General features: G+C 69.4%; 23 protein-coding genes and 1 pseudogene. 15 read left to right on the forward strand and 9 right to left on the reverse strand.

Annotation, left to right across the window (positions count from 1 at the left end; genetic code table 11):
• Positions 1–169 precede the first annotated feature (169 nt).
• From aceE to ACZ3H8_RS12985, 3 genes and pseudogenes are all read left to right on the forward strand, one after another.
• Positions 170–2848: a pyruvate dehydrogenase (acetyl-transferring), homodimeric type gene (gene aceE / locus ACZ3H8_RS12975; RefSeq protein ID WP_467400866.1), complete on the forward strand. Its 2679-nt coding sequence runs from the start codon at positions 170–172 to the stop codon at positions 2846–2848.
• A gap of 136 nt (positions 2849–2984) precedes the next feature.
• Positions 2985–3802, forward strand: a pseudogene (locus ACZ3H8_RS12980) (MerR family transcriptional regulator).
• Between the two features lie 19 nt (positions 3803–3821).
• Positions 3822–4787, forward strand: coding sequence for a helix-turn-helix transcriptional regulator (locus tag ACZ3H8_RS12985; protein WP_467400867.1), 966 nt, complete (start codon positions 3822–3824; stop codon positions 4785–4787).
• Positions 4788–4838: 51 nt separating this feature from the next.
• On the opposite strand, the gene ACZ3H8_RS12990 is transcribed toward ACZ3H8_RS12985, so the two are convergent.
• A complete protein-coding gene (locus ACZ3H8_RS12990) occupies positions 4839–5768 on the reverse strand; it encodes an SDR family oxidoreductase (protein WP_467400868.1) in 930 nt (309 codons plus the stop codon).
• Positions 5769–5879: 111 nt separating this feature from the next.
• On the opposite strand from ACZ3H8_RS12990, the gene ACZ3H8_RS12995 reads away from it, so the two are divergent.
• Entirely contained in the window at positions 5880–6401 is a 522-nt protein-coding gene (locus tag ACZ3H8_RS12995; RefSeq protein ID WP_467401296.1) for a DUF4240 domain-containing protein, read from the forward strand.
• Positions 6402–6453: 52 nt separating this feature from the next.
• On the opposite strand, the gene ACZ3H8_RS13000 is transcribed toward ACZ3H8_RS12995, so the two are convergent.
• On the reverse strand, positions 6454–6951 hold the full coding sequence (locus ACZ3H8_RS13000) for a GNAT family N-acetyltransferase (RefSeq protein WP_467400871.1): 498 nt from the start codon (positions 6949–6951) through the stop codon (positions 6454–6456).
• A gap of 43 nt (positions 6952–6994) precedes the next feature.
• Here ACZ3H8_RS13000 and ACZ3H8_RS13005 point away from each other — a divergent pair, with 43 nt between their 5' ends.
• Both ACZ3H8_RS13005 and ACZ3H8_RS13010 read left to right on the forward strand, forming a co-directional pair.
• Complete coding sequence (locus ACZ3H8_RS13005; protein ID WP_467400872.1) at positions 6995–7885, forward strand: TIGR01777 family oxidoreductase; 891 nt, start codon at positions 6995–6997, stop codon at positions 7883–7885.
• Between the two features lie 261 nt (positions 7886–8146).
• The gene (locus tag ACZ3H8_RS13010) at positions 8147–9496 is read left to right on the forward strand and encodes an NAD(P)/FAD-dependent oxidoreductase (RefSeq protein ID WP_467400875.1); all 1350 of its coding nucleotides are present in this window, start codon (positions 8147–8149) and stop codon (positions 9494–9496) included.
• A gap of 235 nt (positions 9497–9731) precedes the next feature.
• Here the strand turns inward: ACZ3H8_RS13010 and ACZ3H8_RS13015 are convergent, their stop codons facing one another.
• Positions 9732–11177, reverse strand: coding sequence for a regulator (locus tag ACZ3H8_RS13015; protein WP_467400877.1), 1446 nt, complete (start codon positions 11175–11177; stop codon positions 9732–9734).
• 244 nt (positions 11178–11421) lie between these two features.
• On the opposite strand from ACZ3H8_RS13015, the gene lipB reads away from it, so the two are divergent.
• The 4 genes from lipB (at position 11422) to ACZ3H8_RS13035 (ending at position 14513) form a co-directional block, all read left to right on the forward strand.
• Complete coding sequence (lipB, locus tag ACZ3H8_RS13020) at positions 11422–12216, forward strand: lipoyl(octanoyl) transferase LipB (protein ID WP_467400880.1); 795 nt, start codon at positions 11422–11424, stop codon at positions 12214–12216.
• Positions 12217–12318: 102 nt separating this feature from the next.
• Positions 12319–13284 carry a lipoyl synthase gene (gene lipA / locus ACZ3H8_RS13025; RefSeq protein ID WP_467400882.1) on the forward strand — a complete coding sequence of 322 codons (966 nt, stop codon included), beginning with the start codon at positions 12319–12321 and terminating at the stop codon, positions 13282–13284.
• Between the two features lie 292 nt (positions 13285–13576).
• A complete protein-coding gene (locus tag ACZ3H8_RS13030; protein WP_307666000.1) occupies positions 13577–13786 on the forward strand; it encodes an SCO2195 family GlnR-regulated protein in 210 nt (69 codons plus the stop codon).
• 19 nt (positions 13787–13805) lie between these two features.
• Positions 13806–14513, forward strand: coding sequence for a DUF4191 domain-containing protein (locus ACZ3H8_RS13035; RefSeq protein ID WP_398987618.1), 708 nt, complete (start codon positions 13806–13808; stop codon positions 14511–14513).
• Between the two features lie 81 nt (positions 14514–14594).
• Here ACZ3H8_RS13035 and ACZ3H8_RS13040 read toward each other — a convergent pair whose 3' ends face one another.
• The gene (locus ACZ3H8_RS13040; protein ID WP_467400885.1) at positions 14595–15062 is read right to left on the reverse strand and encodes an RDD family protein; all 468 of its coding nucleotides are present in this window, start codon (positions 15060–15062) and stop codon (positions 14595–14597) included.
• Between the two features lie 209 nt (positions 15063–15271).
• Here ACZ3H8_RS13040 and glnA point away from each other — a divergent pair, with 209 nt between their 5' ends.
• The 4 genes from glnA to ACZ3H8_RS13060 all read left to right on the forward strand — a co-directional run bounded on the left by glnA (position 15272) and on the right by ACZ3H8_RS13060 (position 19934).
• On the forward strand, positions 15272–16681 hold the full coding sequence (gene glnA, locus ACZ3H8_RS13045; RefSeq protein ID WP_398987614.1) for a type I glutamate--ammonia ligase: 1410 nt from the start codon (positions 15272–15274) through the stop codon (positions 16679–16681).
• A 357-nt stretch (positions 16682–17038) separates the two neighbouring features.
• The gene (locus ACZ3H8_RS13050; protein ID WP_467400889.1) at positions 17039–18271 is read left to right on the forward strand and encodes a CmpA/NrtA family ABC transporter substrate-binding protein; all 1233 of its coding nucleotides are present in this window, start codon (positions 17039–17041) and stop codon (positions 18269–18271) included.
• A complete protein-coding gene (gene ntrB, locus ACZ3H8_RS13055) occupies positions 18268–19149 on the forward strand; it encodes a nitrate ABC transporter permease (RefSeq protein ID WP_467400891.1) in 882 nt (293 codons plus the stop codon). The genes ACZ3H8_RS13050 and ntrB overlap by 4 nt, the downstream gene beginning before the upstream one ends.
• Positions 19146–19934, forward strand: a complete 789-nt coding sequence (locus tag ACZ3H8_RS13060; RefSeq protein WP_389178010.1) for an ABC transporter ATP-binding protein — start codon at positions 19146–19148, stop codon at positions 19932–19934. The genes ntrB and ACZ3H8_RS13060 overlap by 4 nt, the downstream gene beginning before the upstream one ends.
• Before the next feature lie 515 nt (positions 19935–20449).
• Here the strand turns inward: ACZ3H8_RS13060 and ACZ3H8_RS13065 are convergent.
• The 5 genes from ACZ3H8_RS13065 to ACZ3H8_RS13085 form a co-directional block, all read right to left on the reverse strand.
• Positions 20450–21661, reverse strand: coding sequence for a serine hydrolase domain-containing protein (locus ACZ3H8_RS13065; protein WP_467400895.1), 1212 nt, complete (start codon positions 21659–21661; stop codon positions 20450–20452).
• Positions 21662–21885: 224 nt separating this feature from the next.
• A complete protein-coding gene (locus ACZ3H8_RS13070; RefSeq protein ID WP_467401298.1) occupies positions 21886–23688 on the reverse strand; it encodes a choline/carnitine O-acyltransferase in 1803 nt (600 codons plus the stop codon).
• Positions 23689–23778: 90 nt separating this feature from the next.
• The gene (locus ACZ3H8_RS13075; RefSeq protein ID WP_467400898.1) at positions 23779–24600 is read right to left on the reverse strand and encodes a methyltransferase domain-containing protein; all 822 of its coding nucleotides are present in this window, start codon (positions 24598–24600) and stop codon (positions 23779–23781) included.
• A 97-nt stretch (positions 24601–24697) separates the two neighbouring features.
• Positions 24698–25567 carry a HalD/BesD family halogenase gene (locus ACZ3H8_RS13080; RefSeq protein ID WP_467400900.1) on the reverse strand — a complete coding sequence of 290 codons (870 nt, stop codon included), beginning with the start codon at positions 25565–25567 and terminating at the stop codon, positions 24698–24700.
• 192 nt (positions 25568–25759) lie between these two features.
• Complete coding sequence (locus ACZ3H8_RS13085) at positions 25760–26266, reverse strand: NUDIX domain-containing protein (protein ID WP_467400902.1); 507 nt, start codon at positions 26264–26266, stop codon at positions 25760–25762.
• A gap of 125 nt (positions 26267–26391) precedes the next feature.
• On the opposite strand from ACZ3H8_RS13085, the gene ACZ3H8_RS13090 reads away from it, so the two are divergent.
• On the forward strand, positions 26392–26985 hold the full coding sequence (locus ACZ3H8_RS13090; protein WP_467400905.1) for a GNAT family N-acetyltransferase: 594 nt from the start codon (positions 26392–26394) through the stop codon (positions 26983–26985).
• Positions 26986–26995: the final 10 nt, after the last annotated feature.

The raw sequence follows: 26995 nt of genomic DNA on the forward strand, positions 1-26995 counted from the left end.
GCGGCACCGAGTGCCCCATTTCGCGGCACCGCATGCCAATTTTCCCCCAGGCTTTGATCGATCATCGATCAGAGACTTACAGTCGACCTGGGGTTCACCAACCCCTCGCCCTGTCCTGCCAGACAAGGCCCCCTTTCTCCACCCCCCTCCTGTCCGGAAGGCGGCGATCATGACCGACCCCGTAGGCAAGCTTCCGAGCGAGCTCGACCAGCTCCCGGACCGCGACGCCGAGGAAACCGCCGAGTGGGCGGCGTCCCTCGACGCCGTCACCCGGCACGCCGGCCCGCACCGCGCCGCGTACCTGATGCGCCGCACCCTCCAGCACGCCGAGACCGCCGGGGTCCCCGTGCCCCGGCTGCTGGAGACGGACTACGTCAACACCATCCCCACCGCCGCCGAGCCCGTTTTCGACGGCGACGAGGCGATGGAAGCCCGCATCACCGCGTGGAACCGCTGGAACGCGGCCGCGATGGTCACCCGCGGCTCCCGCTTCGGCGTCGGCGGCCATATCGCCACCTTCGCCTCCGCCGCCTGGCTCTACGAGACCGGCTTCAACCACTTCTTCCGCGGCAAGGAGGGCGACGGCAGCGGCGACCAGCTCTACATCCAGGGCCACGCGTCCCCCGGCATATACGCCCGCGCCTTCCTCGACGGCCGCCTCACCGAGGCGCACCTCGACAACTTCCGGCAGGAGGCCGGCGGCAACGGTCTCCCGTCCTACCCGCACCCGCGGCGCCTGCCCTGGCTGTGGGAGTTCCCCACCGTCTCCATGGGCCTCGGCCCGCTCTCCGCGATCTATCAGGCGCGCTTCAACCGCTATCTGCACAACCGAGGCATCAAAGACACCGCGAACTCGCACGTCTGGGCCTTCCTCGGCGACGGCGAGATGGACGAGCCCGAGTCGACCGCCGCGCTCGCCCTCGCGGCCCGTGAGCGGCTCGACAACCTGACCTTCGTCATCAACTGCAATCTGCAGCGCCTCGACGGCCCGGTCCGCGCCAACTTCAAGATCGTGCAGGAGCTGGAGGCCCAGTTCCGCGGCGCCGGCTGGAATGTCGTCAAGTCGCTCTGGGGCTCCGCCTGGGACGAGCTGTTCCAGCTGGACGTCACCGGCGCGCTCGTCCGCCGTCTGCGCGAGGTGCCGGACGCGCAGTTCCAGACGTACGCGACCCGCGACGTCGCGTACATCCGCGAGCACTTCTTCGGCGCCGAACCCGCGCTCGTCGAGCTGTCGAAGCTGATCAGCGACGCGAAGATCGCCGAGTGCTTCTTCACCTCCCGCGGCGGCCACGAGGCCCGCAAGGTGTACGCCGCGTACAGGGCGGCCGTCGAGCACAAGGGCGCGCCGACCGTGATCCTCGCGCAGACGGTGAAGGGCTACACCCTCGGCAAGGGCTTCGAGTCGAAGAACGCCAACCACCAGATGAAGAAGCTGACGATCGACGAGTTCAAGAGCATGCGCGACCTGCTCGGACTCCCGATCGCCGACAGCGCCTTCGCGGATGGCCTGGTGCCCTACGGCCACCCCGGCGCCGACTCCCCCGAGGTCCGCTACCTCAACGAGCGCCGCGCCGCCCTCGGCGGCCCCGCCCCGGCCCGCCGGGTGCACGCGGTGGCGCTGCCCGAGCCGGACGCGCGCGGCTTCAAGGCACTCGAAAAGGGCTCCGGCAAGCAGGAGATGGCCACCACCATGGCCTTCGTACGCCTGGTGAAGGACCTGATGCGGGACAAGGAGACCGGCAGACGCTGGGTCCCGATCGTCCCGGACGAGGCCCGCACGTTCGGCATGGAGTCGCTCTTCCCGTCGGCCGGCATCTACTCCCCGCTGGGCCAGACGTACGAGCCGGTCGACCGCGACCAGTTGATGTACTACAAGGAGGCCAAGGACGGCCAGATCCTCAACGAGGGGATCACCGAGGCCGGGGCCATGGCGGACTTCATCGCCGCGTCGACGTCGTACGCGACGCACGGCGAGCCGATGATCCCGTTCTACATCTTCTACTCGATGTTCGGCTGGCAGCGCACGGCCGACCAGATGTGGCAGCTGGCCGACCAGCTCGGCAAGGGCTTCATCGTCGGCGCGACGGCCGGCCGTACGACGCTGACGGGCGAGGGCCTGCAGCACGCGGACGGCCACTCGCACCTGATCGCGTCCACGAACCCGGCGTCGCTCAACTACGACCCGGCCTTCGCATACGAGATCGCCGTCATCGTCAAGGACGGTCTGCGCCGGATGTACGGCCAGGCCCCCGAAGACAGCGAGAACGTCTTCTACTACCTGACGGTCTACAACGAGCCCAAGCCGCAGCCCGCGATGCCGGAGGGCGTCGAGGAAGGCATCGTGCGCGGCCTGTACCGCTTCAAGGAGGGCGTGGCCGCCTCCGCGGACGCGCCGCGGCTCCAGCTCCTCGCCTCCGGCACGGCGATCCACTGGGCCCTTGAGGCGCAGGAACTGCTCAGCGCGGACTGGGGAGTTGCGGCCGACGTCTGGTCCGCGACGTCCTGGAGCGAGCTGCGCCGCGACGCACTGGAGGCCGACGAGGCTCTGCTCCGCGGAGAGCAGCGCACGCCGTACGTCACCCAGGCGCTGGAAGGCGCGCCTGGCCCGGTCCTGGCGGTGTCCGACTGGATGCGCCAGGTCCCGGACCAGATCAGCCAGTGGGTCGAGCAGGACTACTCCTCGCTCGGCACGGACGGCTTCGGTCTCTCCGACACGCGTGAGGCGGCCCGTCGCCACTTCGGCGTCGACGCTCAGTCGATCACGGTCGCGGCGCTGGCCCAGCTGGCCCGGCGCGGCGAGGTCCCGGCCTCGGCCGTGAAGGAGGCGCGCGAGCGCTACGGCCTGTAGAGGGGCCTGAGTAACCCCCGGCCCTGTAGAGGGCCTGAGTAACCCCCGGTGGCCCGACGGCCGCCGGGGGTTTCGTCATCGCCCATCGGCGATGCTTGACCCTGACACCGTGTGAAGCCGTGCACTGGGAGACGTCATGTTCACCATCGGAGACTTCGCCAGGCACGGCCGTGTGTCGGCCCGCATGCTGCGTCACGACGACGCGATCGGGCTGCTGCGTCCCGCCCACACCGATCCCTGCAGCGGGTACCGCTACTACACCGCGGCCCAGCTCGCCCAGCTCAACCGTGTCGTCGCCCTCAAGGATCTCGGCTTCACGCTCCAGCAGGTCCAGGAGATCCTCGAGGAGCGGGTGAGTACGGAGGAGCTGCGCGGGATGCTCAAGCTGCGGAGGCGGAACTGGAAGAGTCGATGGCCGCGGCGGCCGCCAGGCTGTCGCAGGTCGAGGCGAGGCTCCGGTCGATCGAGAGCGAGGGTCATATGCCCACCCAGGACGTCATGATCAAGAGCACACCGGCGGTACGGGTCGCCGAACTGACCGCCGTGGCCGCCAGTTACGCGCCCGAGCACATCGGCCCGGTCATCAGCCCGCTGTACGACGAGCTGTTCCGGCGGCTGAAGGCGGCCGGGGTGACCCCGACGGGACCCGGTATCGCGTACTACGAGGACGCACCGGAGGGCGACGGCGCGATCCTGGTGCACGCGGGGTGCACGGTCGCCGCCGGCCAGGAGCCCGGCCCGGACTTCGAGATCGCCGATCTGCCGGCCGTCGAGCGGGCGGCGACGATCGTGCACCGCGGGCCGATGGACGCGATCGTGCCCACGGCCCAGAACCTGGCTCAGTGGATCGACGCGGGCGGCCACAGCTCGGCGGGCTACGCCCGGGAGATCTACCTCGAGTGCCCGCCGGACAAGGAGAAGTGGGTGACCGAACTCCAGGAGCCGCTCGCCTGAGCTGCGCAATGATGGAGGCATGCGTGCTGCCCGGCTGATCAAGATGGTGCTGCTCCTCCAGGCAAGGCCCTCCATGACCGGGGCCGAGCTGGCACGTGAGCTCGACGTGTCGGAGCGGACCATAACCCGGGACGCCTTCGCGCTGTCCGAGGCGGGCGTCCCGGTCTACGCCGACCGGGGGCGGGCCGGCGGCTACCGGCTCGTCGGCGGCTACCGGACCCGGCTGACCGGGCTCGGGCGCAGTGAGGCCGAGGCCCTCTTCCTGTCCGGGCTCCCGGGCGCGCTGCGGGAGATGGGCCTCGAGGACGCGGCGTCCGCGGCACGCCTGAAGGTGTCCGCGGCGCTGCTGCCCTCGCTCAGGGACGCCTCGCACAGCGCGGCCCAGCGCTTCCATCTCGACGCCCCCGGCTGGTACCAGGAGCCGGGGACGCCCGAGCTGCTCCCGGCCGTCGCGGAGGCGGTGTGGGACGACCGCCGTGTCAGGGCCCGCTACCGGCGCCAGGACGCCGAGGTCGAGCGGGAGTTGGAGCCGTACGGACTCGTACTGAAGGCGGGTGTCTGGTACTTGTGCGCCCGCGCGGATGCGGCCTTCCGGGTGTACCGGATCGACCGGTTCACGGCGGTGGACGCGGACGGGGAACTCTTCATACGGGACGAGGAGTTCGACCTGCCCGGCTTCTGGGAGGAGCGCGCGGCCCAGTTCGCGCGCTCCATACTCCGCGCCGAAGTGGTGGTCCGGGTCACCGAGGAGGGCGCGCGCCGGCTGCCGTACGTCACGGACCGGGCGGCGGCCCACGAAGCGCTGGCGGCGGCCGAACCCCCGGACGGGCAGGGCCGGGTGACGCTCACCCTGCCCGTCGAATCCCACAAGGTCGCGTTCGGTCAGCTCTTCGGCCTGGGTCCCCATGTGGAGCTGCTTGCGCCGCCGGATCTGCGCGCCCGTTTCGCCGAGGCCGCGGACCGGACGGCGCGGCTGTACCAGTAACAGCCCTACCGCGCCGGACGCGGCCCCACCGGTAGTCCCTACCAGTAATCGCTACCGGTAGTCGTCCTTGGACGGGTCCGCGCCCGCCGCCTCCTCCGCGATGTACGTCCAGACGTCCGGCCTGCTGCCGTCCGCGTCCGTGACTCCGTACACCTTCGCCAGCTGCCCGCTGGAGAGCGACTGCCCGTTCCAGCGGGCCCGCTCCGGGTCCGCGGCGAGCGCCGCGACCCCCCGGCCGAGATAGACCGGCGACTCGGACAGCGCCCAGTGCGCCTGCTTGTCGATCGCCTCGCGCCAGGTCTCCTCGGTGACGCCGAAGATGTCGAGCATCTCCTCGGAGCGCAGAAAGCCCGGGGTGACGGACACCGCCGCGCCGCCGACGCTCTTCAGCTCCTCGCCCAGGATGAAGGCCATCCGGATCGGGCCGTTCTTGGCGAGGTCGTAGTAGAAGTTCTCGCGGAAGCCCTTGTTGGTCTCGGCCGTGCCGTCGGTGACCTCGACGACCAGGCCGCCTGGCCGCCGTACGAGCAGGGGCAGCGCGATGCTGCTGGTGATGATGTGGCTCTTGACGCCGAGCTCGATCATCCGCAGCCCGCGGCTCAGCTCGACATCCCACATCCTCGTGTCGAAGTCGAGCAGGTGGTTGCCGCCCCAGATGTCGTTGACCAGGATGTCGAGCCGGCCGTGGTCGCGGTCGATCCCCTCGACGACCGCCCGTACCTGCTCGGGCTCCAGATGGTCCGCCGGTACGGCGATGCCTTCGCCGCCCGCCGCCGTGACCAGCTCCGCCGTCTCTTCGATGGTCTCTGTCGCCCGGCCGACCTCGCTGACGTGCTCGCGAGTGGTGCGTCCCGTCACATACACCGTCGCTCCGGCCGCGCCCAGCTGTACGGCGATGGCGCGCCCCGCGCCCCGGGTGGCGCCCGCGACCAGTGCGACTTTCCCTGTCAGTGGTGTGTCCGTCGGTGTGTCCGTCGTCATACGCCGACGGTCGCACGGATACCCGACATCTCCTGTCCGCCATTCGAAAGAGTCAGCATTTCGGTGGCTCCGCGTGCGCCGCCCCCCGCCAACCACGATGCTTGTCCCGTGATGGACGAGACGGAGTTCTGGGAGATCATCGACAGCACCCGCGAGGCCGCCGAGGGCGACCCCGAGGACCATGCCGAACTGCTGGTCGAGCGGCTGCTGCAGCTCGACCCCGACTCCGTGCTGGACTTCGCGCGGCACTTCGAGGCCCGCTACAACCGCGCGTACACCTGGGATCTGTGGGGCGCGGCCGCCGTGCTGCTCGGCGGCGCGAGCGACGACGCCTTCGACTACTTCCGCTGCTGGCTGATCGGGCAGGGCCGGGAGATCTTCGAGGGCGCGCTGCACGCCCCGGACGCGCTGGCCGAGCTGCTCGATGAGTTCGACGAGGACATCGACGGGGACGGCGAGGAGCTGGGGTACTCGGCGGACGAGGCGTACGAGCAGCTCACCGGGGTCGTCGCGCCGGATCTCGGGATCCCGCCACAGACGGCCGAGCCGGCCGGGACGCCGTTCGACTTCGACGACGACGAGGCGCTGGCGCAACGTTTCCCCCGGCTCTGGGAGCGCTTCGGGAACCAGTGAGAACTCCCGCCCGGTTCAAAGCCGTTGGTCACGACGTTCGTCACGACGTTGCTCACACGGTGAGGCTGCGGCCCATCATCACGTCGTCGACGTACTGCCCGTCCAGGTAGAACTCCCCCGGCAGCACGCCCTCGACCGCGAAGCCCTCCGACTCGTACAGCGCACGGGCCGGTTTGTTGTTGCCGAGCACCCGCAGCGTCATCCGCACCGCACCCTGCCGCCGCGCCTCGGCGAACGCGGCTCGCAGCAGCGCCCGCCCGATCCCCCGCCCGCGCGCCCGGTCGGCCACGGCGAGACCCTGGATCTGCCGCACATGCTGGTTGCATGCGAGCGGGGTGGGCGCGATCAGCCGGATGTAGCCGATGACCGTGCCGTCGGCGTCCTCGGCGACGAGGAAGTCCTCGGGCCGGTGGTTCGAGTCGAAGAAACTGTCGTACGGCGGCTTCGGCCTCGGCTGCACCGCGTGCACCGGCGACCAGGTGTCCCGGTCGAGCTCACCGAGGACTGCCTCGTCGGTACGCAGTGCGGGGCGTATGTGCGACTCGGACATGAGGTCACTGTGCCATGCGGCCGTACGGGGGCAGGATGTGCCCATGCGGATCGCGGTCACCGGCTCCACCGGACTCATCGGTACGGCACTTGTGCGCTCGTTGCGCTCGGACGGGCACGAGGTGGTGCGCCTGGTGCGCCGCCCCGCGCGGGCCGGGGACGAGGTGGAGTGGGACCCGCACCGGCAGTACGTCGATGTGGGCGGCCTGGTCGGCTGTGAGGGCGTCGTGCATCTCGCCGGTGCGGGGATCGGCGCGCGCCGCTGGAACGACGCGTACCGCAAGGAGATCCGGGACAGCCGGGTGCTGGGCACGGCCGCGATCGCGGAGGCGGTCGCCTCCCTGGATGCACCGCCCCGGGTGCTGATCAGCGGGAGCGCGGTCGGCTTCTACGGCGACACCGGGGACCGTGCGGTGGACGAGAGCGCACCGCCCGGCGACGGGTTTCTGCCAAAACTGGTCGTGGAGTGGGAGGAGGCGGCGGCCCCGGCCGAGGAGGCGGGCATCCGGACCGCCTTCGCCCGCACGGGGCTTGTGGTGGCGCGCAAGGGCGGGGCGTGGGGCCGGATGTTCCCGATCTTCAAGGCGGGCGTGGGCGGGCAGCTCGGCAACGGCCGGCAGTACTGGAGCTACATCTCGCTGCACGACGAAGTGGCGGCGCTGCGGCACATCCTGGACACGGAGTCGCTGTCCGGTCCGGTGAACCTCACGGCCCCCCACCCGGTCACCAACCGCGAGGTCACCCAGGCGATGGGCCGGGCGCTGCGGCGTCCCGCGTTCTTCGCGGTCCCCGCGCCGGTGCTGCGCGCTGTCCTCGGCGAGCTGGCCGAGGACGTCCTGAGCAGCCAGCGGGTACTGCCGAACCGGCTGCTGGAGTCGGACTTCTCCTTCGCGTTCCCGGGCATCGACGAGGCGATCCGCGCGGCCCTGCGGTAGCCCGGCGCCCGGCCCGCCGGGTCAGGGGCGCGGCCCGCGGGAAGAGAGCTGCGGGGTCTGGGGCAGCGCCCCGGAAAAGAGCTGCGGGGTCTGGGGCAGCGCCCCGGAAAAGACGTGTGCGCCCCCGCGCCCCGGTGCTCCGCCGCATGCGCGACTCGCGGTTCGGCCACCGCTGCCTACTCTCTGTCCGACTCGGGCATTCCGGGGGCCTGTTGGGGGCATGAGGCTCCCACCAGCCGCGCCGACCTCGGGGAGGGGCACGTGCTCAGCAGCACCGCTCATCATGCGGACGTCGTCATCGTCGGGGCCGGGATCGCCGGTCTCTCGGCGGCTCATCAACTCATCAGCGCAGGCATCAAGGTCAGTGTTCTGGAGGCCGCCCCTGAGGTGGGCGGCCGGATGGCCACGGAGGAGATCGACGGTTTCCGGCTCGACCGCATCGGCCAGTTGCTCAACACCTCGTATCCCGAACTGCGCCGCACAAAGGGGCTCGCGGATGTCGTCCTGCGGCCCTTCTCGCCCGGTGTGCTCGTGCACAGCGGGGGGCGGCTCCAGCGGACCGGAGAGGTGGTCAGGCGGTCCGGTGACCCAGGGGGCGCACGATGGGGGTCCCCACACGCCCTCCGGGGCGTAGGGGGAGCATTCACGGTCGCACGCGCCCTCGCAAGCGCCCCCAGGCCGCTCGACCAGGCCCGGCTCGGCGCGTCCCTCGCCCGTCTCGCGGCCACCCCGGTGGAGCGCCTGCTGGCCCGCCCCGAGCGGCCCACGGCGGGCTCGCTCTGCGCCCGCGGCGTGCCGGTCCGTACGCTCCACGGCTTCCTGCGCCCGCTGCTGTCCGCACTGCTCTGCGACCCGGCGCTGACCACCTCGAGCCGGTGCGCCGATCTCGCCCTGCGCGGCTTCGCACGCGGCCGGTTGTGCGTACCGGAAGGGGGCGCGGCGGCTCTGCCCCGGCAGCTGGCAGCCGCCCTGCCGCCCGGCACCGTACACACGGGGATCCGTGTCACCGACGCCTCCATCAACCGCGTCGTGACCGAGGAGTACGGCGAACTCGGCTGCCGTGCCCTGGTGCTGGCCACGGGCGCCCGCGCGGCCGCCGAGCTGCTGCCGGGCCTGCGCGTGCCGACCTTCCACCCGGTCACGGTGCTGCACCACACCGCGCCCGAGGCCCCGCTCGCCGACCCTGCCCTGGTGCTGGACGGGGACCGCAGTGGGCCCGTCTCGCACACCGCCGTGATGAGCGAGGTCGACCCGTCGCGCGCGCCGGCCGACCGCGTGCTGATCTCGTCGACGGTGCTCGGGACTCCCCCGCCGCAGCTGGACCGGGCCGTCCGCGCCCATCTCGCCACGCTGTACGGCACGCCCACCGCCGACTGGGAGCTGCTCGCGGTCCACCACGACCCGGAGGCGGTCCCGGCGATGCCCCCGCCACACGATCCGCGCCGCCCGGTGCGGCTCCTGTCCGGGCTGTACGTCTGCGGGGACCACCGCGATACGAGTACGGTCCAGGGCGCGCTGTTCTCGGGCCGCAGGGCGGCGGACGCGATCCTGCGGGACTTCGGCGTCCAGCAGGGCTACGAGGAGGCGGCCGCGCTGTCGGCGGTGGCGTAACCGCCCTTCTCGGGGCTCCGCCCCGGACCCCGCGCCTCAATCGCCGGAGGGGCTTGATCTTCGCCCGGGCGCGCTTGAAGATCCGGCCGGAGGGGCGGAACTTCAAGCCCGTCCGGCGATTGAGGACAAAGCTGAAGGCTGTCCGCCAGAGCGAGGCGCCTGGCCGGGGCCCGGACGGGCTGAACTTCAGCCCGTCCGGCGTTTGAGGACTGGGGTCCGGGGCGAGGCCCCGGGTTCAGCCCAGCGCTGCCACCCGGTCGCGATAGTTCCGTGCCGCCGCCGCATCCCGGTACGGCTCCAGCCGCCGCTCGAATTCCCGTACGTACTCCGTCGCCCGCGCCGACCGCATCTCCGACGCCTGCAACGCCGCCTCCGCCCCCAGCGCGCACGCCAGGTCCAGCTCCCCCAGGCCGAGCCGGGCGGAGGCCAGCACCACCCGGCAGAAGACCCGGCTGCGCGCGAACGCCGGAGCGCGCAGCTGGAGCGAGCGCTCCGCGTGCTGCGCCGCCGACCTGTACTGCTGCAGATCCCGGTGGCAGTGCCCGAACTCGTCCGCGAGCTGCGCCTCGTCGAAGAACCGCGCCCAGTGCGGCACATCGTCCCCCGGCCGCGCCGCCTCCAGCGCGCGCTCGGCCCGCACCAGCGCGGCGGTGCACGCCCGCACGTCGCTGAGCACGCCGTGCCCGCGCGCCTCGACGGCGTGCAGCAGCGCCTGCACCACAGGCGGCGCCGACGAGCCCACGCCCTGCTGGGCGACGCGCGTCAGCTGCACCGCCTCCCGGCCATGCCCGAGATAGACCGCCTGGCGGCTCATGGTCACCAGCACATAGGAGCCGTACGCGCGGTCTCCGGCGGCCTGGGAGAGCCGTAACGCCTGGACGAAGTAGCGCTGGGCGAGGCCGTGGGCAGCGATGTCGTACGACGTCCAGCCGGCCAGCCGGGTCAGATCGGCGGCCGCGGCGAACAGCCGCCGCCCGGTGACCTCCCCATAGGTGCCGCGGAGCATCGGCTCGGCCTCGTGCTCGAGATAGCGGACCAGCGCCTGCCGGGCGTGCCCGCCGCCGTAGGCGTGGTCGAGGGTGCGGAACAGCTCGCCGACCGAGCGCAGGGCCGCGATGTCGCCGCTGGAGACCTTCTGGCCGGGCCCCCGGTCGGTGGAGCGCTGCCGGGGGACGGCGACCCGGCCCTGCACGGGGACGCGGCTGGTCCCGCTCTGCCCGGCCTCTCCCCGGCTGACCCGCTCGTCGGCCCGCCCGATCAGCCAGTCCCTGCTCGGCACGACAAGCCCGGCCGGGGTGAACGCGATCTTCCGCAGCTCCGCATGGCTGCCGGAGTCCTTGCGCCACAGCCCGCTGACGATGTCCACGGCCTCCTCGGGCGTGGCCGCGAACTCCAGACCGGCGTATACGGGCGCACAGGCGTCGAGCCCCAGATCCTGCGCCGACAGCCGGCGGCCGAGCCGCCGGGTGAACACCTCGGCGATCAGAGCGGGGGTGGTGCCGCGGGGCTGCTGGCCGCGCAGCCAGCGGGTCACGGAGGTTTTGTCGTACCGCAGATCCAGCCCGTGCTCGAGTCCGAGCTGGTCCACTCGGCGGGCAAGACCTGCGTTGGAGAATCCGGCTTCTGCGATCAGCGCGGCGAGCTGTCGGTTGGGGATGCGCTGTGGGGATCGTTCCGTCATCAGCTGTGCGGTCTCCTGCCTTCCGGGCCGGGAGCAGCCCTCATGGAACGGCGTGAATTTAGCGACCCTTCGCGCCCGGACCGCCAGCTTCGCCCCACATTCATCCGATCGTGTGAGGATTGGGGAAGTCGCTGACGGGACGCACCTGCCCCGTCGGCCTCCCGCGAGCCGCCGTACAGTTGCATGGGCGTGATGAGTGCAGGGTGAAGGTTGTGCAGGGTGAGGGTTCCAGGGAGGCTCAGCCGTGAGTGAGCTGCGGTTCGTCCAACTAGGGTTCGGCGACGAAGCCGTCGAGTACCAAGAGGCGTGGCAGAAACAGCGCGAGGTCCACGCCGCCCGGTTCGCGGACGAGATCGAGGACACCTGCCTGTTCCTGGAGCACCCGCCGGTGTATACGGCGGGCCGGCGCACACAGGACAGCGAGCGCCCCCTGGACGGCACCCCCGTCGTCGACGTCGACCGCGGTGGCAAGATCACCTGGCACGGCCCGGGCCAGCTGGTGGGCTACCCGATCCTGAAGCTGCCGCGCCCGGTGGACGTCGTCGCGCATGTGCGCCGGCTCGAGGACGCGCTGATCCGCACCTGCGCGGAGTTCGGCCTGGAGACCACCCGTATCGAGGGCCGCAGCGGTGTGTGGGTGCTGGGCGACCCGGTCGAGGACCGCCCGGCGATCGGCGGTCTCTCGCTGGACTTCGACCCGCGCCTGCAGGACGAGGAGTTCGACCCGCGGCTGAACGGCCCGGAGTACGCACCCTCCAACGCCGGCCAGCGCCGCGAGGACCGCAAGCTCGCGGCGATCGGCATCCGTATCGCCAAGGGCGTCTCGATGCACGGCTTCGCGCTGAATGTGAACCCGGACAACACCTGGTTCGACCGGATCGTGCCGTGCGGGATCCGGGACGCGGGCGTGACGTCACTGACGTACGAGCTGGGCCGCGAGATCACGATCGCCGATGTGCTTCCGGTCACCGAGAAGCACCTGCGGGCCGTCCTGGAGAACGCGGACCTGCGACCGAGGCCCATCGAGGCCGCCGTCTAGGGAATGCACCCCTGCGGCCTGGGGTTGGCCAGACGTAGGGCCACACAAATAACGGGCGTACCCTGGTGTCCGCCGAAGAATCGAAGTCGTAGGGAGCCGGACGTGTCCGCAGTCGCACCCGACGGACGCAAGATGCTGCGCCTGGAGGTCCGGAACAGCCAGACGCCCATCGAGCGCAAGCCCGAGTGGATCAAGACCCGGGCGAAGATGGGTCCCGAGTACACGCAGATGCAGAAACTCGTGAAGAGCGAAGGTCTGCACACCGTGTGCCAGGAGGCCGGCTGTCCGAACATCTACGAATGCTGGGAGGACCGCGAGGCGACCTTCCTCATCGGCGGCGACCAGTGCACCCGGCGATGTGACTTCTGCCAGATCGACACCGGCAAGCCCGCCGCCCTCGACCTCGACGAGCCGCGCCGCGTCGGCGAGTCCGTGGTCACCATGGACCTGAACTACGCCACCATCACCGGCGTCGCGCGCGACGACCTGGAGGACGGCGGCGCCTGGCTGTACGCCGAGACGGTGCGCCAGATCCACTCGATGACGTCGGAGCGCGAGGCGGGGCGCACCAAGGTCGAGCTCCTCATCCCCGACTTCAACGCGGTGCCGGAGCAGCTGGCCGAGGTCTTCTCGTCCCGCCCGGAGGTGCTGGCGCACAACGTCGAGACCGTGCCGCGGATCTTCAAGCGGATCCGCCCCGGTTTCCGTTACGAGCGCTCCCTCGAGGTCATCACGCGCGCCCGCGAGGCGGGCCTGGTCACCAAGTCGAACCTCATCCTGGGCATGGGCGAGGAGCGCGAGGAGGTCAGCGAGGCGCTGCGGCACCTGCACGACGCGGGCTGCGAGCTGATCACGATCACCCAGTATCTGCGTCCTTCCGTACGCCACCACCCGGTCGAGCGCTGGGTGAAGCCGCACGAGTTCGTGGAGCTGAAGGAGGAGGCCGAGGAGATCGGCTTCTCCGGTGTGATGTCGGGTCCGCTGGTCCGTTCCTCGTACCGCGCGGGCCGGCTGTACCAGCAGGCGATCGAGCGCCGGGGCGCGGTGGTCTCGTCGCAAGCCGTGTGAATTCGGGCACAGACAACTACTGGCCAGTAATGGCGAGTTGTACGCGGCTCGTACCCTCCCCGCAGGTCGGGGGCGGCGTACGGGCCGCGTCAGCGTTCGGGCGCGGCGCATAAAGGTTTCATCGGTGTTTGACCGGTCGGTCATGCCCTGGTAACACCAATCAGTGACCCTGGGTTTACGCACAGCACGCACCGCTCGCTCTGTGCACAGCAGGCACCGCTCTCCGTACAGCCCCGCACCGCTCCCGCTCTTCGTCTCGCACCCCGATCTCACCCCGAGGGGGGACATCCACATGCAGGCCGCGCCGGTTCGTCCCGTACGCGCTACCGCCATCCCGTCCGTCACCGATGCCCTGCGCGCCATGGAGTCGCTGCTCCTCGGCAGCGGCCAGCGCACCGCCCGCAGGAACGCATGGACGGCGGTCCTCGAAGACCGACGCCGGGCCAAGGACCGGGTCGAGGCGCAGCATGTGCTGGAGGCCGTGGCCGACCGCACTTCCTGAGCCACGTAAACTTCTGGTTATGGCGAGGAAGGCAAACTCAGACAGCGCTGACGCTGCTGCGAACCCCGGGCGACTGAAGCAGATCGCCCTGACGTACAAGATGACCCGGAAGGCCGACTCGAAGGTCGGTCTTGTCGTCGCGGCTGTGGGAATCGTCACCTTCGGTGTCCTCCTCGCGATCGGTTTCTTGATCGACCACCCCGTTTATCTGGGCATCCTCGGATTCCTGCTGGCCTTCCTCGCGATGGCGATCGTCTTCGGACGCCGCGCCGAGCGAGCGGCCTTCGGGCAGATGGAGGGCCAGCCGGGCGCGGCGGCCGCGGTGCTGGAGAACGTGGGCCGCGGCTGGAGCACGACCCCGGCGGTGGCGATGAACCGCAGCCAGGACGTGGTGCACCGGGCGGTCGGCAAGGCCGGCATCGTGCTGGTGGCGGAGGGCAACCCGAACCGGCTGAAGTCGCTGCTGGCGGCCGAGAAGAAGAAGATGGCGCGCATCGTGGTGGACGTGCCGGTGCACGACATCATCGTGGGCACCGGCGAGGACCAGGTGCCGCTGAAGAAGCTGCGCACGACGATGCTGAAGTTGCCGCGGGTGCTCACCGGGCCGCAGGTCACGGCGGCGAACGACCGCTTGCGGGCGATGGGCGACCTGATGAGCAATATGCCGCTGCCGAAGGGTCCGATGCCGAAGGGTATGCGGATGCCGCGGGGCGGAAAGATGCGCTGACCTCGTACGAGATACGCGTACGAGATGCAGAGGCGGCCCGGACGAATGCGTCCGGGCCGCCTCTGTATCTCCTCTAACGGGTCAGATCCTCACCTGTACGGCGCGGGCGAGGCGGTCGTGCAGCCCGCGCCCGTCGCGGTCCCAGATGAGGGCCGGGATCGCGAGGCAGAGGAGCACGCTGCGTACGAGAACCCGGAAGATCCCGAGCCGCCCGCCGTCCTCGGAGATGACGCGCAGCCCGAGGATCCGCTTGCCGGGCGTGAAACCGACGGTTCCGACGGTCAGCACGCTCAGTACGAGGAAGATGCCGAGCGCCCAGTTCCCGGCGCCCTGCCGGTCACCGTTCGCGAACAGCCCGTATGCGATCAGGAGGCACAGCCCCCAGTCGATGAGGACGGCGCCGAAGCGCCGCCCGAGGGGGGCGATGGAGCCCGGTCCCGCCTCCGGCAGACCCAGCCGCTCACCCCGGTGACCGAAGTCGGCGCCCATGTCCTCGGCCGCCGCGCGGGGCCCGGAGAGCCACGATCCGATTGCTTGCCTGTTGTCCACCCGTACACGGTACTGCGCCCGGTTTCACCCACCTGAAGGCGGGGCCTTGACGCGGCTTCGACTCCCGGCCCGGTTAACTTCGGCGAAACAAATGGGTCATGCTTGAGAAATCCCGTCTGCCTAAGGTCGGGTCTCAGCGTGTGCCACCGCACTGGCCGCACGAAGAGCTACAACCCCGCCCTTCCCGGGTCGGGAGTAGGAGGAGTTGGATGTTCCAGAACGCCGACGACGCCAAGAAGTTCATCGCGGACAACGACGTCAAAATGGTCGACGTCCGGTTCTGCGATCTTCCCGGCGTGATGCAGCACTTCACGATCCCGGCGACGGCGTTCGACCCGTCCGACGAGCTGGCCTTCGACGGCTCGTCGATCCGCGGCTTCCAGGCGATCCACGAGTCCGACATGGCGCTGCGCGCGGACCTGTCGACGGCGCGGCTCGACCCGTTCCGCAAGGACAAGACGCTCAACATCAACTTCTTCATCCACGACCCGATCACGGGCGAGCAGTACAGCCGTGACCCGCGCAACATCGCCAAGAAGGCGGAGGCCTACCTCGCCTCCACCGGCATCGCGGACACCGCGTACTTCGGCCCCGAGGCCGAGTTCTACGTCTTCGACTCGGTGCGCTTCAACACCACGTCGAACGAGGGCTTCTACCACATCGACTCCGAGGCCGGCGCCTGGAACACCGGTGCGGTCGAGGACAACCGCGGCTACAAGGTCCGCTACAAGGGCGGCTACTTCCCGGCCCCGCCGGTCGACCACTTCGCCGACCTGCGCGCCGAGATCTCCCTGGAGCTGGAGGCGTCCGGCATCCAGGTCGAGCGCCAGCACCACGAGGTGGGCACGGCCGGCCAGGCTGAGATCAACTACAAGTTCAACACGCTGCTGGCCGCGGCCGACGACCTGATGCTCTTCAAGTACATCGTGAAGAACGTCGCCTGGCGCAACGGCAAGACCGCGACCTTCATGCCGAAGCCGATCTTCGGCGACAACGGCTCGGGCATGCACGTCCACCAGTCCCTGTGGCAGGGCGGCTCCCCGCTCTTCTACGACGAGCAGGGCTACGCGGGCCTCTCGGACACCGCCCGCTACTACATCGGCGGCATCCTGAAGCACGCCCCGTCGCTGCTGGCCTTCACGAACCCGACGGTGAACTCGTACCACCGCCTGGTCCCGGGCTTCGAGGCGCCGGTCAACCTGGTCTACTCGCAGCGCAACCGCTCGGCGGCGATGCGCATCCCGATCACGGGCTCGAACCCGAAGGCGAAGCGCGTGGAGTTCCGCGCGCCGGACCCGTCGTCGAACCCGTACCTGGCGTTCTCGGCACTGCTGCTCGCGGGCCTCGACGGCGTCAAGAACAAGATCGAGCCGGCGGAGCCGATCGACAAGGACCTCTACGAGCTCGCCCCCGACGAGCACGCAAGCGTCCCGCAGGTCCCGACCTCGCTCCCGGCGGTGCTGGAGGCGCTGGAGGCGGACAACGAGTACCTGCAGGCGGGCGGGGTGTTCACGTCGGACCTGATCGAGACGTGGATCGACTACAAGCGGACGCACGAGATCGCCCCGATTCAGCTGCGGCCGCACCCGCACGAGTTCGAGCTGTACTTCGACATCTAAGAACGCCGCAGGTCAGAGCGGGTTTCCGTTCGCCTGGGCAGTCTGTGGACCGTCGGCCGTGTTCTTCCGCTCCCGGAAGGCGCGGCCGACGGCCGTTTCTATGGGTGCCTTTCAGGCCGCGGCGGGGGCGGGCTCCGTCGTCGCCTTTGCCCTCGACGTCCGCACTGAATGCGGCGTCGAGGGCGGCCCGTCCTGAGCACGCTCGGCGGTGACGCGCTGGACGTGGCGGTGGGCCGGACGAGTCGCAGCTCGTTTCACCCGCCTCACACTGCGTGCCCACGGGGCTGCGAGATGTGTGATTTACGTCCTTGACGCATACGCAATTCCACCGTCGCGGTGGACCCCTACGTTCTGGCCATGGAGAACAACCTCGGGCGCAGAGGCTTCCTGCGCCTTACTGGAACAGCCGCCCTCACTGCCTCGCTGGGCAGCGCCCTCACCGCGTGCGGATCGGCCGACAAGAAGTCCTCATCAGCCAAGCCCGGCCGTACCGTGCGACTTGGGTTCATCGCGTTGACCGACTGTGCTCCGTTGGTGATGGCGAAAGAACTCGGGTACTTCGCCGAGCGCGACCTCAACGTCGAATTGATCAAGCAGGCCTCGTGGCCGGCCACCCGGGACAACCTGCTCAACGGGCAGATCGATGCCGCTCATGCTCTCTTCAGCCTGCCCCTGTCCGTTGCATCAAAGATCGCGGGCACGGGTTCGACCGACCTCAAGATAGCCATGGTGCTCAACAACAACGGCCAGGCCATCACCCTCAAGAAGGACTTCGCCGACGCCGGCTACGCGGACCTGGAAGCCGCCCGGGCACTGCTGGAGAAGAAGTCGCCGACCCTGGCCATGACCTTCCCTGGCGGCACGCACGACACCTGGCTGCGCTACTGGCTGAAAGCCACCAAGGCCGATCTGTCGGACGTCAAGATCGTTCCGGTCCCGCCACCGCAGATGGTTGCCAATATGAAGGTCGGCAACATGGACGGCTATTGCGTCGGGGAACCCTGGAACGCCGTCGCGGTCCAGCAAGGCATCGGCTTCACTCACCTGACCACCCAGGACCTGTGGCAGCACCACCCGGAGAAGGCCCTGGTCGCGGGCGCCAAGTTCGTAACGGAGCGCAAAGAAGTCCTGGCCGACGTGATGGGGGCCATCCTCAAGGCGGCGAAGTGGCTCGATGACCTGGACAACCGCGCCAAGGCGGCGACGACGATCGGCGCCGCGAAGTACGTCAACGCGCCTGCGAAGGACATCGAAGGCCGACTGCTGGGGACCTACGAGCTGGGAGCGGACCTCGGCGAGAAGAAGTACAGCGGCGACCAGATGATGTTCTTCCGCGACGGCAAGGCCTCCGCGCCACGGCGCGCACACGCGATCTGGTTCCTTAGCCAGTATCAGCGCTTCGGACTGCTCAAGGAAGCGCCGCCCTACGCCAAGATCGCCGATGAGATCGTCCTGCGCGACCTCTACGAAGAGGTCGCCGGCAAGGAGGGCATCGACGTACCGGGCGACGACATGAGCCCGTTCCCAGTCAAGCTCGATGGCGCAACGTTCGACCCTGCCAAGCCCAAGGAGGAGGCGAAGCGGCAATGACCACGTCGCTGACCGGCACGGACCAGGCTGATCCTGCAGTGGCGCCGGCCACCGGGCCACAACCGTCCGGCCCGCCCGACCCCGGCGTCTGGGGGAGCCGGCTCGCCGAGATCGGCCGCGGCATCAGCTGGGCCATGATCGGTACCACCGCCATCGTGCTGCTCTGGCAGCTTGCCGCGTCCCGGTCAGCTGACGTCCCGACCCCGCTCGACGGGGCCCGGGCGCTGGTTGACCTGCTCGCGGATCCGTTCTACGACAATGGCCCGAACGACAAGGGAATAGGCCGTCAACTGGGCATCTCGCTGCAGCGGGTGTTCACCGGCTTCGCGCTGGCCGCTGTGGTCGGGGTACTGGCCGGCCTGCTCATCGGCGCGAGCCACCGGGCCTGGCTGGCGTTCAACCCGGTGGTGCAGGTGCTGCGTCCCGTGTCGCCGCTGGCCTGGTTCCCGATCTGGCTGGCCGTGTTCAAGGACGCTGACCAGGCCTCGGTATTCGTGATCTTCATTACCGCGCTCTGGCCAACGCTGCTCAACACCGCGGCCGGCGCGGCGGAGATCCCGCGGGACCACCGCAACGTTGCGCGAGTCTTCCGGTTCGGCCGCCTGGCCTACCTACGGCATGTGCTCGTGCCCAACGCTTTGCCGTCCATCATCACCGGACTGCGGCTGTCGATGGGCATCGCATGGATGGTCATCGTGGCGGTCGAGATGCTCTCCGGCAATGCGGGGATCGGGTTCTTCGTGTGGGACTCGTACAACGCCGGGAACCTCAGCACAGTCGTCGCCGCGATCGTGCTCATCGGTCTTGTCGGCCTGGTCCTTGACGTGATTCTCGTGCGGGTTTCGCGCAAGGTAGCTATCGAGGAGGTTCAGTCGTGACCGTCGAGATCCGCGGGCTGCACAAGAAGTTCCGCCGAAGGGGGGCAGCCGCTCAGCATGTCCTGCGGGGTGTCGACCTGACCGTCGACGAAGGGGAGTTCGTCTCCTTCATCGGCCACTCGGGCTGCGGCAAGTCGACGCTGCTCAATCTGGTCGGTGGGCTGGTCCGCCCGGACGCGGGTGAGGTCGTGGTGGACGGTCAGACGGTCACCGGGCCAGGTCCCGAACGGGCGATGGTCTTCCAGAACTACTCACTGCTGCCCCGGCTGAGCCTTCTCTCCAATGTGCGCGAGGCCGTCCGCGCGGCACGGCCGGACTGGTCTCGGACAAAGGCCGACGACATGGTCGAGCGGTATCTGACCGCTGTCGGGCTGTGGGAGCACCGCGACAAGCGCCCAGGTCAGGTGTCGGGCGGCATGGCTCAGCGCGCCGCGGTCGCCAGGGCCTTCGCCGTGGGACCCCGCACCCTGCTGCTGGACGAGCCGTTCGGTGCGCTGGACGCCCTCACTCGCTCGCGATTGCAGCAACAACTCGTCGAGCTGTGGGGCAACGAGTCGGAGACAGAGAAGGTACTCATGGTCACGCACGGGCTCGATGAGGCGATTCTGCTCGCCGACCGGATCGTGGTCATGTCCAACCCGCCGCAGCCGTCGGTGCGCACGATCATCCCGGTGCCGATCCCGCGTCCTCGGGACCGCGCGACGATCACCAACCACCCTGCATACGCCGCTACTCAGGAGCAGTTGTCCGAGCTGCTGCTCGCCGACCAGGCGGAGGCCGCATAGCCCGGGCCGGTCCCAGGGCCGCACGGCGCGCCCGATCCCAAGTCGCTGCCGCACTGTATGAGTTCCTGCGCAACAAGTTTCAGCAATGAGTCCCGCAGGGAGCCAAACAGGGAGCCAGATGCCTCGACACCAGGTGACTCCTCCCGGACGACCACGGACACCCGATCCTCGCTTACGCCGTGAGGCGGGGCTGTACGCCCCGCCTCTTGGGCCGTCGTCTTACGCCTGAGGCAATCCTCAAACCGGGTCCCAAAGAGGAGGGCCAGAACGGGGCGGTCGGTGGGCGGCCGCCCAGGGCGACCAACAACGACCACTCCCGTTGGTTAGCGGTGTACGCGATTACAGACCTTGAGGTAGTCAACCCGCCACATCAGCTCTTCGAACATCTATGAACGCAGCAGGTCAGAGCGAGGTCCCGCTCGCCTGGGCCGTCTGTGGGCCGTCGGCCGTGTTCTTCCCTCACCGGAGAGCGCGGCCGACGGCCCTTTTCAGTCGGTACCAGTGGCCGGCCTGGCTCACTGCCCCGCCGGCTGGGCAGGCAGTTTGAAGATGTGTTGCGGGGACACGATGCGGGTGATCGCCTGGCCGAAGAGCGTGCTCGGTTCAGAGCCCTCGTAGTTGATGTCCGTGTTGAGGAGCACGACCAGCGTCGCCTTCGCCTCCGGCAGGTAGACGACCAGGGACTCGTACCCGGGCAGCGAGCCGTTGTGGCCGATCCAGCCCGCGACGTTGAAGATGCCCAGGCCGTAACCGGTGTCCGGCAGGCCGCTGGGGGACATCTTCATGCGCTGAGCCTGCGTGGCGGGAGTGAGCAGTGTGCCGGTGGCGAGGGTGTGGGCCCAGCTACGCAGATCGTTCAGGTCGGAGATCATGGCTCCGGCGGCCCAGCCCCAGGAGGGGTTCCAGTCCGTCGCGTCCTCGACCTTGCCGGTCGCCGTCTGGTCGGTGTAGCCGTGGGCGTGCGGCGTCGGGAACTCCGCGGCCTTCGGGAAGAGTGTGTGTTTCAAGCCCGCCGGTTCGAGGACGTTCCGCTCGATGTACTCCGCGAGGGGCTGACCGCTGACCTTCTCCACCACGAGGCCGACCAGGATCAAGTTGGTGTTGCAGTAATCGAACTTCTCGCCGGGCTGGAACTGCACAGGGTGCTTGAAGGAATACGCGAGCAACTCCTGCGGTGTGAACGGCCGTCGGGGATCGCTTGTGAGTGCCTTGAAGAATCCCGGGTCCATGGAGTAGTTGAAGAGCCCGCTGCGCATCCCCGCAAGCTCGCGCAGGGTGATCCGGTCTCCGTTGGGGACACCGTCCACGTACTTCCCGATCGGGTCGTCCAGGCCGACTTTGCCCTGGTCGACCAGCTTGAGCAGGGCAGTCACGGTAAACGTCTTGGTTTCGCTCCCGATCCGCATATACAGGTCCGTGGACATACGCGCGCCCGTCGCCTTGTCGGCGACCCCGAACGCGCGGACGTAACTGCCCTTGCCGGGAACCCACAGTCCAACCGTCACGCCGGGCACGTTCGCTTCGCGCATGACCTGTGTGACTGCCTTGTCCAACTGCGTGGCCACGGCGGGAGTGAGCTGCGGGAACGCGGAGGATGCGGATGCGGATGCGGTTGGTTCCGGGGTGGGTTGGGAGTACGCGGATTCCGCGGGCAAGAAGATGACCAGCAGCCCGGCCGCCACGGCGGCAGCCGCCCCCCTGCGCAGCCGTGTGTACAAGCGCGTCATGAGCCGGCTCCCGTCACGAGGGGACAAAGCTCCAAGAGCATCGTAGGCCCAGGTCACAGGCCCGGCGACTTGAGCGGCCTTCCGCGCGCACCCTGGGAAACTGCTACGAGCGGTTTCCAGCATGTCGCTTCGACGAGAAATAGTCCGCCTCCTCGCGGTTTCACCTCCGTGACGCGGAAGACGCCGCCACCCCGATGCGAGGTGGCGGCCCTCCCGGCTCTCCGTCAGTCCCCGGACCGCTCGGGCGCCAGCAACTCCCGCAGTTCGCCCACCGCCTCCCGCAGCCGGTCGGCGAAGGTCCGCATCTGGTCCGCCACCGCCAGCGGCGTGCTCAGATAGATGTTGAACCGCTCGGGCAGCAGCACATACGCGACGCCGATGCACCTGCTGCTGGTCGAGCCGAAGCCGAAGTACTGGATGTTGGCGGACGGAGCGGAGCTGGTGCTCAGGTAGTCGTCCCGCATCGTCAGCCAGCCCTGCGTCCGGTACAGCGCCGGCTGCTCGGTCACTCCCAGCTCCGCCCCGCGGCGCCGCTGGATCAGCTCCAGCTCCCACAGGTGCTGCTCGGGCGCCTGCCCGAGCTGGCACTCCTTCGCTCGGGCCACATGCTGCTCGGCGGCTGCCCGGAACGCGGCGCGCCGGGTGTCCGCGTCCGCTGCCGGGTCCTCCATCGCCGCGACGAAATCGCGCATCCCGGGGGTGACGACGCGCATCGCCTCGGTCCGCCCGAGCCGGTACTGCCGGGTGGCGATCGACTCGTACGTGGCGCCCAGGTGCCCCTTGGCGCGCTGGTGGGCGAGTTGGTAGGCGACCTGGACGAACGCGTCCGGCGACACCCCCAGCGCCTTGGCCGCGTTGCTGCCGAAGTCCGCGAACGACACCGTGCTGGTCGCGGTGTTCTCCCCGTACGCGGCGAACGCGTCGGCCGCGGAGCGCACCTGGGCTCGCAGGACGTCGTCCAGCTCGAACACGACCGGCTCCAGCGCCGGCAACCCCTGGGAGCGGGCTCCGGACTGGCTGGAGTGTTCCTCGGCCTGGGTGGTCAGCAGGGCGTCGGTGAAGCTGAGAATGGTGGTTCCGTCCAGCTCGCAGTGCTCCACGTTGATCCCCGCCCGGCCGTCGGCGAAGACGATGAAGGACACGGCCTTGTCGAACCAGCGGTTGCCGCGGTCGCCGTACAGCAGTTCGTCGCACACCGCCTGGGTGTCCGCGGGTGCGAAGTCCTCCAGACAGACGCAGAACAGCGCGGTCTCGATGTCGTCCAGCGCGTCCGCGTTGCGGGGGTGGCAGGCGAGCAGCGACTCCCGGGCGGCCGCCCATTCCGCGCGGGCCATGGTGGTGAGGTGGCCCACCGAGGTGTCCGCGGCGGCCGGCTCGGCACCGGCCTTCATTACGGCGTGCAGCCCCGCCTCGAGGTCGTCCAGGCTGTGCGGGACACCGTCCGCACCGAGCACGTCCAGTCGGAACATGCCGCCCCGGAAGAACACCACGATGTGCCGGGCCTTGGACGGGCCCGGCGATTGCGCGGAGTAGGGGGCACGGACGGTGTCCTGCTGCGCGCCGGGGATCCGGGTGGCGGAGAACAGGAATTTGTTCTGCACCATCGACTGGGGCACACCGCGCTGCACCACCGGCGGGATGAGCCCCTGGTCGAGCTGACGCTTGTAGTTGACGGCCCCGGCGATGAGCCCGGCCGCCCGCTCCACCTGCGGCCGGCCGGAGTCCTTGAACAGGAAGAAGAAGTTGGCGTTGAGCGCGATCCGGTCCCGGCGGCCCAGGTAGCGGTACGGCCAGAAGGTGTCGAGCCAGCTGTGCACGCCCTCCGTGGCGTCGTACTCCTCCAGCGCCGCCTGCAGGACCCGGCCGGGACCGTCAGGACGGAGGAAGGCGGTCACCTCTGCCTCGGTCGCCGCCCGTTCGTCGGCGGTCAGCAGCGGCGCGCACCATGCGAGGAACCTCTCGCAGCTCGCCTCCAGCGTGGGCAGCGGCACGCGCGGCAGGCTGTCCTCCTGGGCGAAGGTCGTCATGGCTGCCATGTGCTGGCTGGTGTTCAATTCTGCTCTCGATTCGGATCGTGGTGACCTGTGGTTTCCTCGCGGGCGGCGAGTTCCCCGGCCTCAGGGACCTGATGCGCCGTACGGCCGGGAGAGGTAGAGCTGTGCGTATAGCCAGCCTTCCGCTTCCAGGCCCCGCGCATCCACCCCGGCGGCCGACATCCTCTCCAGCACGAGCGCCTGCTCCTCCGGTGAGGCGAACCGCCGCTGTTTGAACACCTCTTCTACACGGGTGGTCCGGTACCCCAGCTCGTCCAGCGCGCTCTCGACGGGGTCGTACGGGAACATCCGCAGCACGAAGTGCGCCATCCAGGGCCGGCGGGCGCCCTGCGCCCGGACGACGCGTGTGAGCGTCCGCTCGGTTACGTAGCCGAGGCAGCCCGTCGAGATCACCAGGTCCGTCCCGGCGAACTGGGCGCGCTGCCGTGGTGTGGGCTCGTGCGCCTCCAGGTCGGCGTGCACCGTGTCGTCGAGGAACCCGGCCTCGAGCGCGTAGGACAGCGCACTGTCCGAGGAGTCGAGGCCGACGAAGCGGATGCGCTGCGCGGGCCGGCGCGACCGGGACAGCTCCCGGTCGCGGGCCAGCAGGGCTTCGCGGCTCTCCCCCTCGCGACCTTCGCCGCAGTAGCGCGCGTACAGCTCGTCCATGGTCGCGTCGTACTTCAGCAGGGCGGCGTTGATTCCGTACGAGCACCCGACGTCCAGCACCTTCGGCACCGCTACGTGCTGGGACTCGCGGTACTCCTTGATGAGCTTCGCGAAGTAGGGCTTGGCCTGTTGCGGAACGCAGTAGCCGAGCGGGCGCAGCACACTGAAATAGCTGCGCGGATCGGGCTGTGTGTAGATGTGGTCGAGCGAGACTTTTCCGTTCGCGTCGAAACGCACAGGGCTTACTCCTCCGTGGATCGCAGAGTGGGGGGCTGCCTACGACGACTGCGGCCGAGCGCGCACGTCCTTGGCCGGCGCACGTCCTCGGCGCCCGCTAATCCAGCAGTTGATCGCCCCTGACGGTCCGGCCCCCGGCTGCCAGATGCTCGGGCAGTACCCGGCCGAAGAGCTGCCGGGTCCGTGCCACGCTCCCGATGACGCCGGGGCGCTCGCTGTAGGCGAATATCGCGGAGTGGCGCGCGACTTCGCCCTGCACGGGGCTCACCCGGTGCAGCGAGTAGCGGCCCTTGAACAGTTGCAGGTCACCAGGTTGCAGGGGGAGGCGCCGGGTCATCCGCTCGCCCCGGCCGTCCAGTACGTCCCGGACGTCGTCGAAGCTCTCGTCGTGCGCGGACCTGATGTTCGGGCAGTACTCGAAGACGCCGCCGGCCTGCGCTTCCTGGGTGAGCATGCTGACGGTGAACTCGTTGGTGTCGAAATGCCAGGGGTGCTCCATGCCTGGCGCGACGACGTTGAGAACGAGCCCGGAGAGCGGGTCCGCCAGCTCGTGCAGCTGCGGCAGTCTGAAGCAGTCGGCGATGAAGCGCTGGAACACCTTGTGGGAGTAGAGCCGGCTGATGAGGGAGCCTGCGGGGATGCGGTCCCGCGCGACAAACGCGTTGCCCCGCTGGAAGGTCCTCCGGCCGGGGTGGTCCTCCGGCAGGGCCGAGTCCACCGCGATGTTGTAGACGTTGACCGTTTCCACGTCGAAGTGCGCCCGGGGGGCGATGGCCGAGCACTCCTGCCGCAGGACATCGCGGAGCGAGGGACGGATGAAGTCCGGCAGCACGGTGCAGCCGAGAGCCAACAGTTCGCGCCGGGCACGGGAAACCACGGCCTGCCCCTCGGCGCTCTCGAGTTCGGACAGGGGATACCGGGCCGTGTCGACCACCTGGTCGAGCGCCACGGCTTCCAAAGTGCTCATTCGATCCTCTCCACATGCGGGCAGACCGTCCCGAGCCGGAAGCCACGGAGCCTCGGCTCGCCATCAACTCAACTGAGAGGTAGCAGAGTTGAAGCTCCCACAGCGCCGCCGAGTTGTCTGTGACACGTCACACTGTGTAGACGCGGCACATTCGAGCCGCGAGGAGGCCCGGACCGGACCGGGACCGAGTCGTCACGTTGCCCAGCCGTTCAGGGATACCTCTGCTCCACCGGCCAGGTACCGGCGCAGAGCTGTGACCGACGTGGGTACGAAGTCCGCGGGAAGGGCTCTGGCGTCGGTCCAGCAGACCTGGGCGTGCTTCCCCGGTTCGAGGTTCTCGGGCTCCCCGGACCATTCCTGGGTGGCGAAGACGACGGTGAGGAATCCGTTGGGCGCTTCGACGCCCCAGGCGCCATGAATGATGTGCGCTACTCGCAGGGCGTCGGACTTGACGATCAGGCCGGTCTCCTCGTGGAGTTCGCGAACCGCGGTTTCGGTGATCGGCTCGCCCGGGTCGCTCTTGCCGACGGGGAGATCCCACATGCCTGGCGCGAATTTGTTGCTCGGGCCGCGCTGGAGGAGGACCACACGCTCGGTCGCCACGTCGTGGACGATTACGGCCGCGACGAGGAGGGTCATTGATTCGAGCGCGGGCGCGAGGGCAGCTTGGTGACGGTCGTCGGTCTCCGGCTGAGCCACTGTGATCCCTTCGTCGGTCAGGACAGTTGGGCACCCTAGCCGCACCGCACGGCCTCTGCGGCGGCCTTTTGCACTAGTGCATAACTGGATTGAAGCTAGTGCAGATGGCCGCTACGCTTCGAGCCATGCCTGCCAAGACACCGCTTCCTGTGACGCTGACCGGCCATCACGTGCGCCTCGAACCCTTGACGACGGATCATCTCGGAGACCTCTTCGCCGCGGGCGGCGGGGACGACGAAGTCTGGCGCTGGCAGGGCGGGCCGACGCCGCGCACGCAGGAGGAACTGGGGTTCAAGCTCGCTGAGCTGCTTACCGCCGCCGAGCAGGGCGAGTACCTACCGTTCGCCGTGATTCATCGCGCGACGGGCAGGGCCGTCGGCTGGACCACGTACATGGACATCGATACGGAGAACGAACGGCTGGAGATCGGCTGGACCTGGTACGGCCGCGCGTCCTGGCGTACTGCGGTCAACACCGAGACGAAGCTGCTCTTGCTGAGCCATGCCTTCGATGAACTGGGCATGGGGCGCGTGCAGTTGAAGACCGACCACATGAACGAGAGGTCTCAGGCCGCCATCGCCCGCCTGGGTGCGCAGCGCGAAGGAGTGCTGCGCCGACACAAGCAGCGGCCGGACGGCACCTGGCGGGACAGCGTCTACTTCTCGATCCTCGCCGAGGAGTGGCCCGCCGCGCAGGCGCGCCTCAGCGCCCGGATCTGAACGCGCCCCG

It is taken from the genome of Streptomyces sp. NPDC002868 (assembly GCF_055563295.1).

What these genes read in the sequence shown, in the direction of transcription:
- ACZ3H8_RS13000 (WP_467400871.1), bottom strand. Translation starts at nt 6,951, where the DNA reads ATGTCCGAGTCGCACATACGCCCCGCACTGCGTACCGACGAGGCAGTC.
- ACZ3H8_RS13065 (WP_467400895.1), bottom strand. Translation starts at nt 21,661, where the DNA reads ATGACGCGCTTGTACACACGGCTGCGCAGGGGGGCGGCTGCCGCCGTG.
- glnA (WP_398987614.1), top strand. Translation starts at nt 15,272, where the DNA reads ATGTTCCAGAACGCCGACGACGCCAAGAAGTTCATCGCGGACAACGAC.
- ACZ3H8_RS12995 (WP_467401296.1), top strand. Translation starts at nt 5,880, where the DNA reads ATGGACGAGACGGAGTTCTGGGAGATCATCGACAGCACCCGCGAGGCC.
- ntrB (WP_467400891.1), top strand. Translation starts at nt 18,268, where the DNA reads ATGACCACGTCGCTGACCGGCACGGACCAGGCTGATCCTGCAGTGGCG.
- ACZ3H8_RS13030 (WP_307666000.1), top strand. Translation starts at nt 13,577, where the DNA reads ATGCAGGCCGCGCCGGTTCGTCCCGTACGCGCTACCGCCATCCCGTCC.
- aceE (WP_467400866.1), top strand. Translation starts at nt 170, where the DNA reads ATGACCGACCCCGTAGGCAAGCTTCCGAGCGAGCTCGACCAGCTCCCG.
- ACZ3H8_RS13035 (WP_398987618.1), top strand. Translation starts at nt 13,806, where the DNA reads ATGGCGAGGAAGGCAAACTCAGACAGCGCTGACGCTGCTGCGAACCCC.
- ACZ3H8_RS13050 (WP_467400889.1), top strand. Translation starts at nt 17,039, where the DNA reads ATGGAGAACAACCTCGGGCGCAGAGGCTTCCTGCGCCTTACTGGAACA.
- ACZ3H8_RS12990 (WP_467400868.1), bottom strand. Translation starts at nt 5,768, where the DNA reads ATGACGACGGACACACCGACGGACACACCACTGACAGGGAAAGTCGCA.
- ACZ3H8_RS13090 (WP_467400905.1), top strand. Translation starts at nt 26,392, where the DNA reads ATGCCTGCCAAGACACCGCTTCCTGTGACGCTGACCGGCCATCACGTG.
- ACZ3H8_RS13005 (WP_467400872.1), top strand. Translation starts at nt 6,995, where the DNA reads ATGCGGATCGCGGTCACCGGCTCCACCGGACTCATCGGTACGGCACTT.
- ACZ3H8_RS13015 (WP_467400877.1), bottom strand. Translation starts at nt 11,177, where the DNA reads ATGACGGAACGATCCCCACAGCGCATCCCCAACCGACAGCTCGCCGCG.
- ACZ3H8_RS13080 (WP_467400900.1), bottom strand. Translation starts at nt 25,567, where the DNA reads ATGAGCACTTTGGAAGCCGTGGCGCTCGACCAGGTGGTCGACACGGCC.
- ACZ3H8_RS13070 (WP_467401298.1), bottom strand. Translation starts at nt 23,688, where the DNA reads ATGACGACCTTCGCCCAGGAGGACAGCCTGCCGCGCGTGCCGCTGCCC.
- ACZ3H8_RS12985 (WP_467400867.1), top strand. Translation starts at nt 3,822, where the DNA reads ATGCGTGCTGCCCGGCTGATCAAGATGGTGCTGCTCCTCCAGGCAAGG.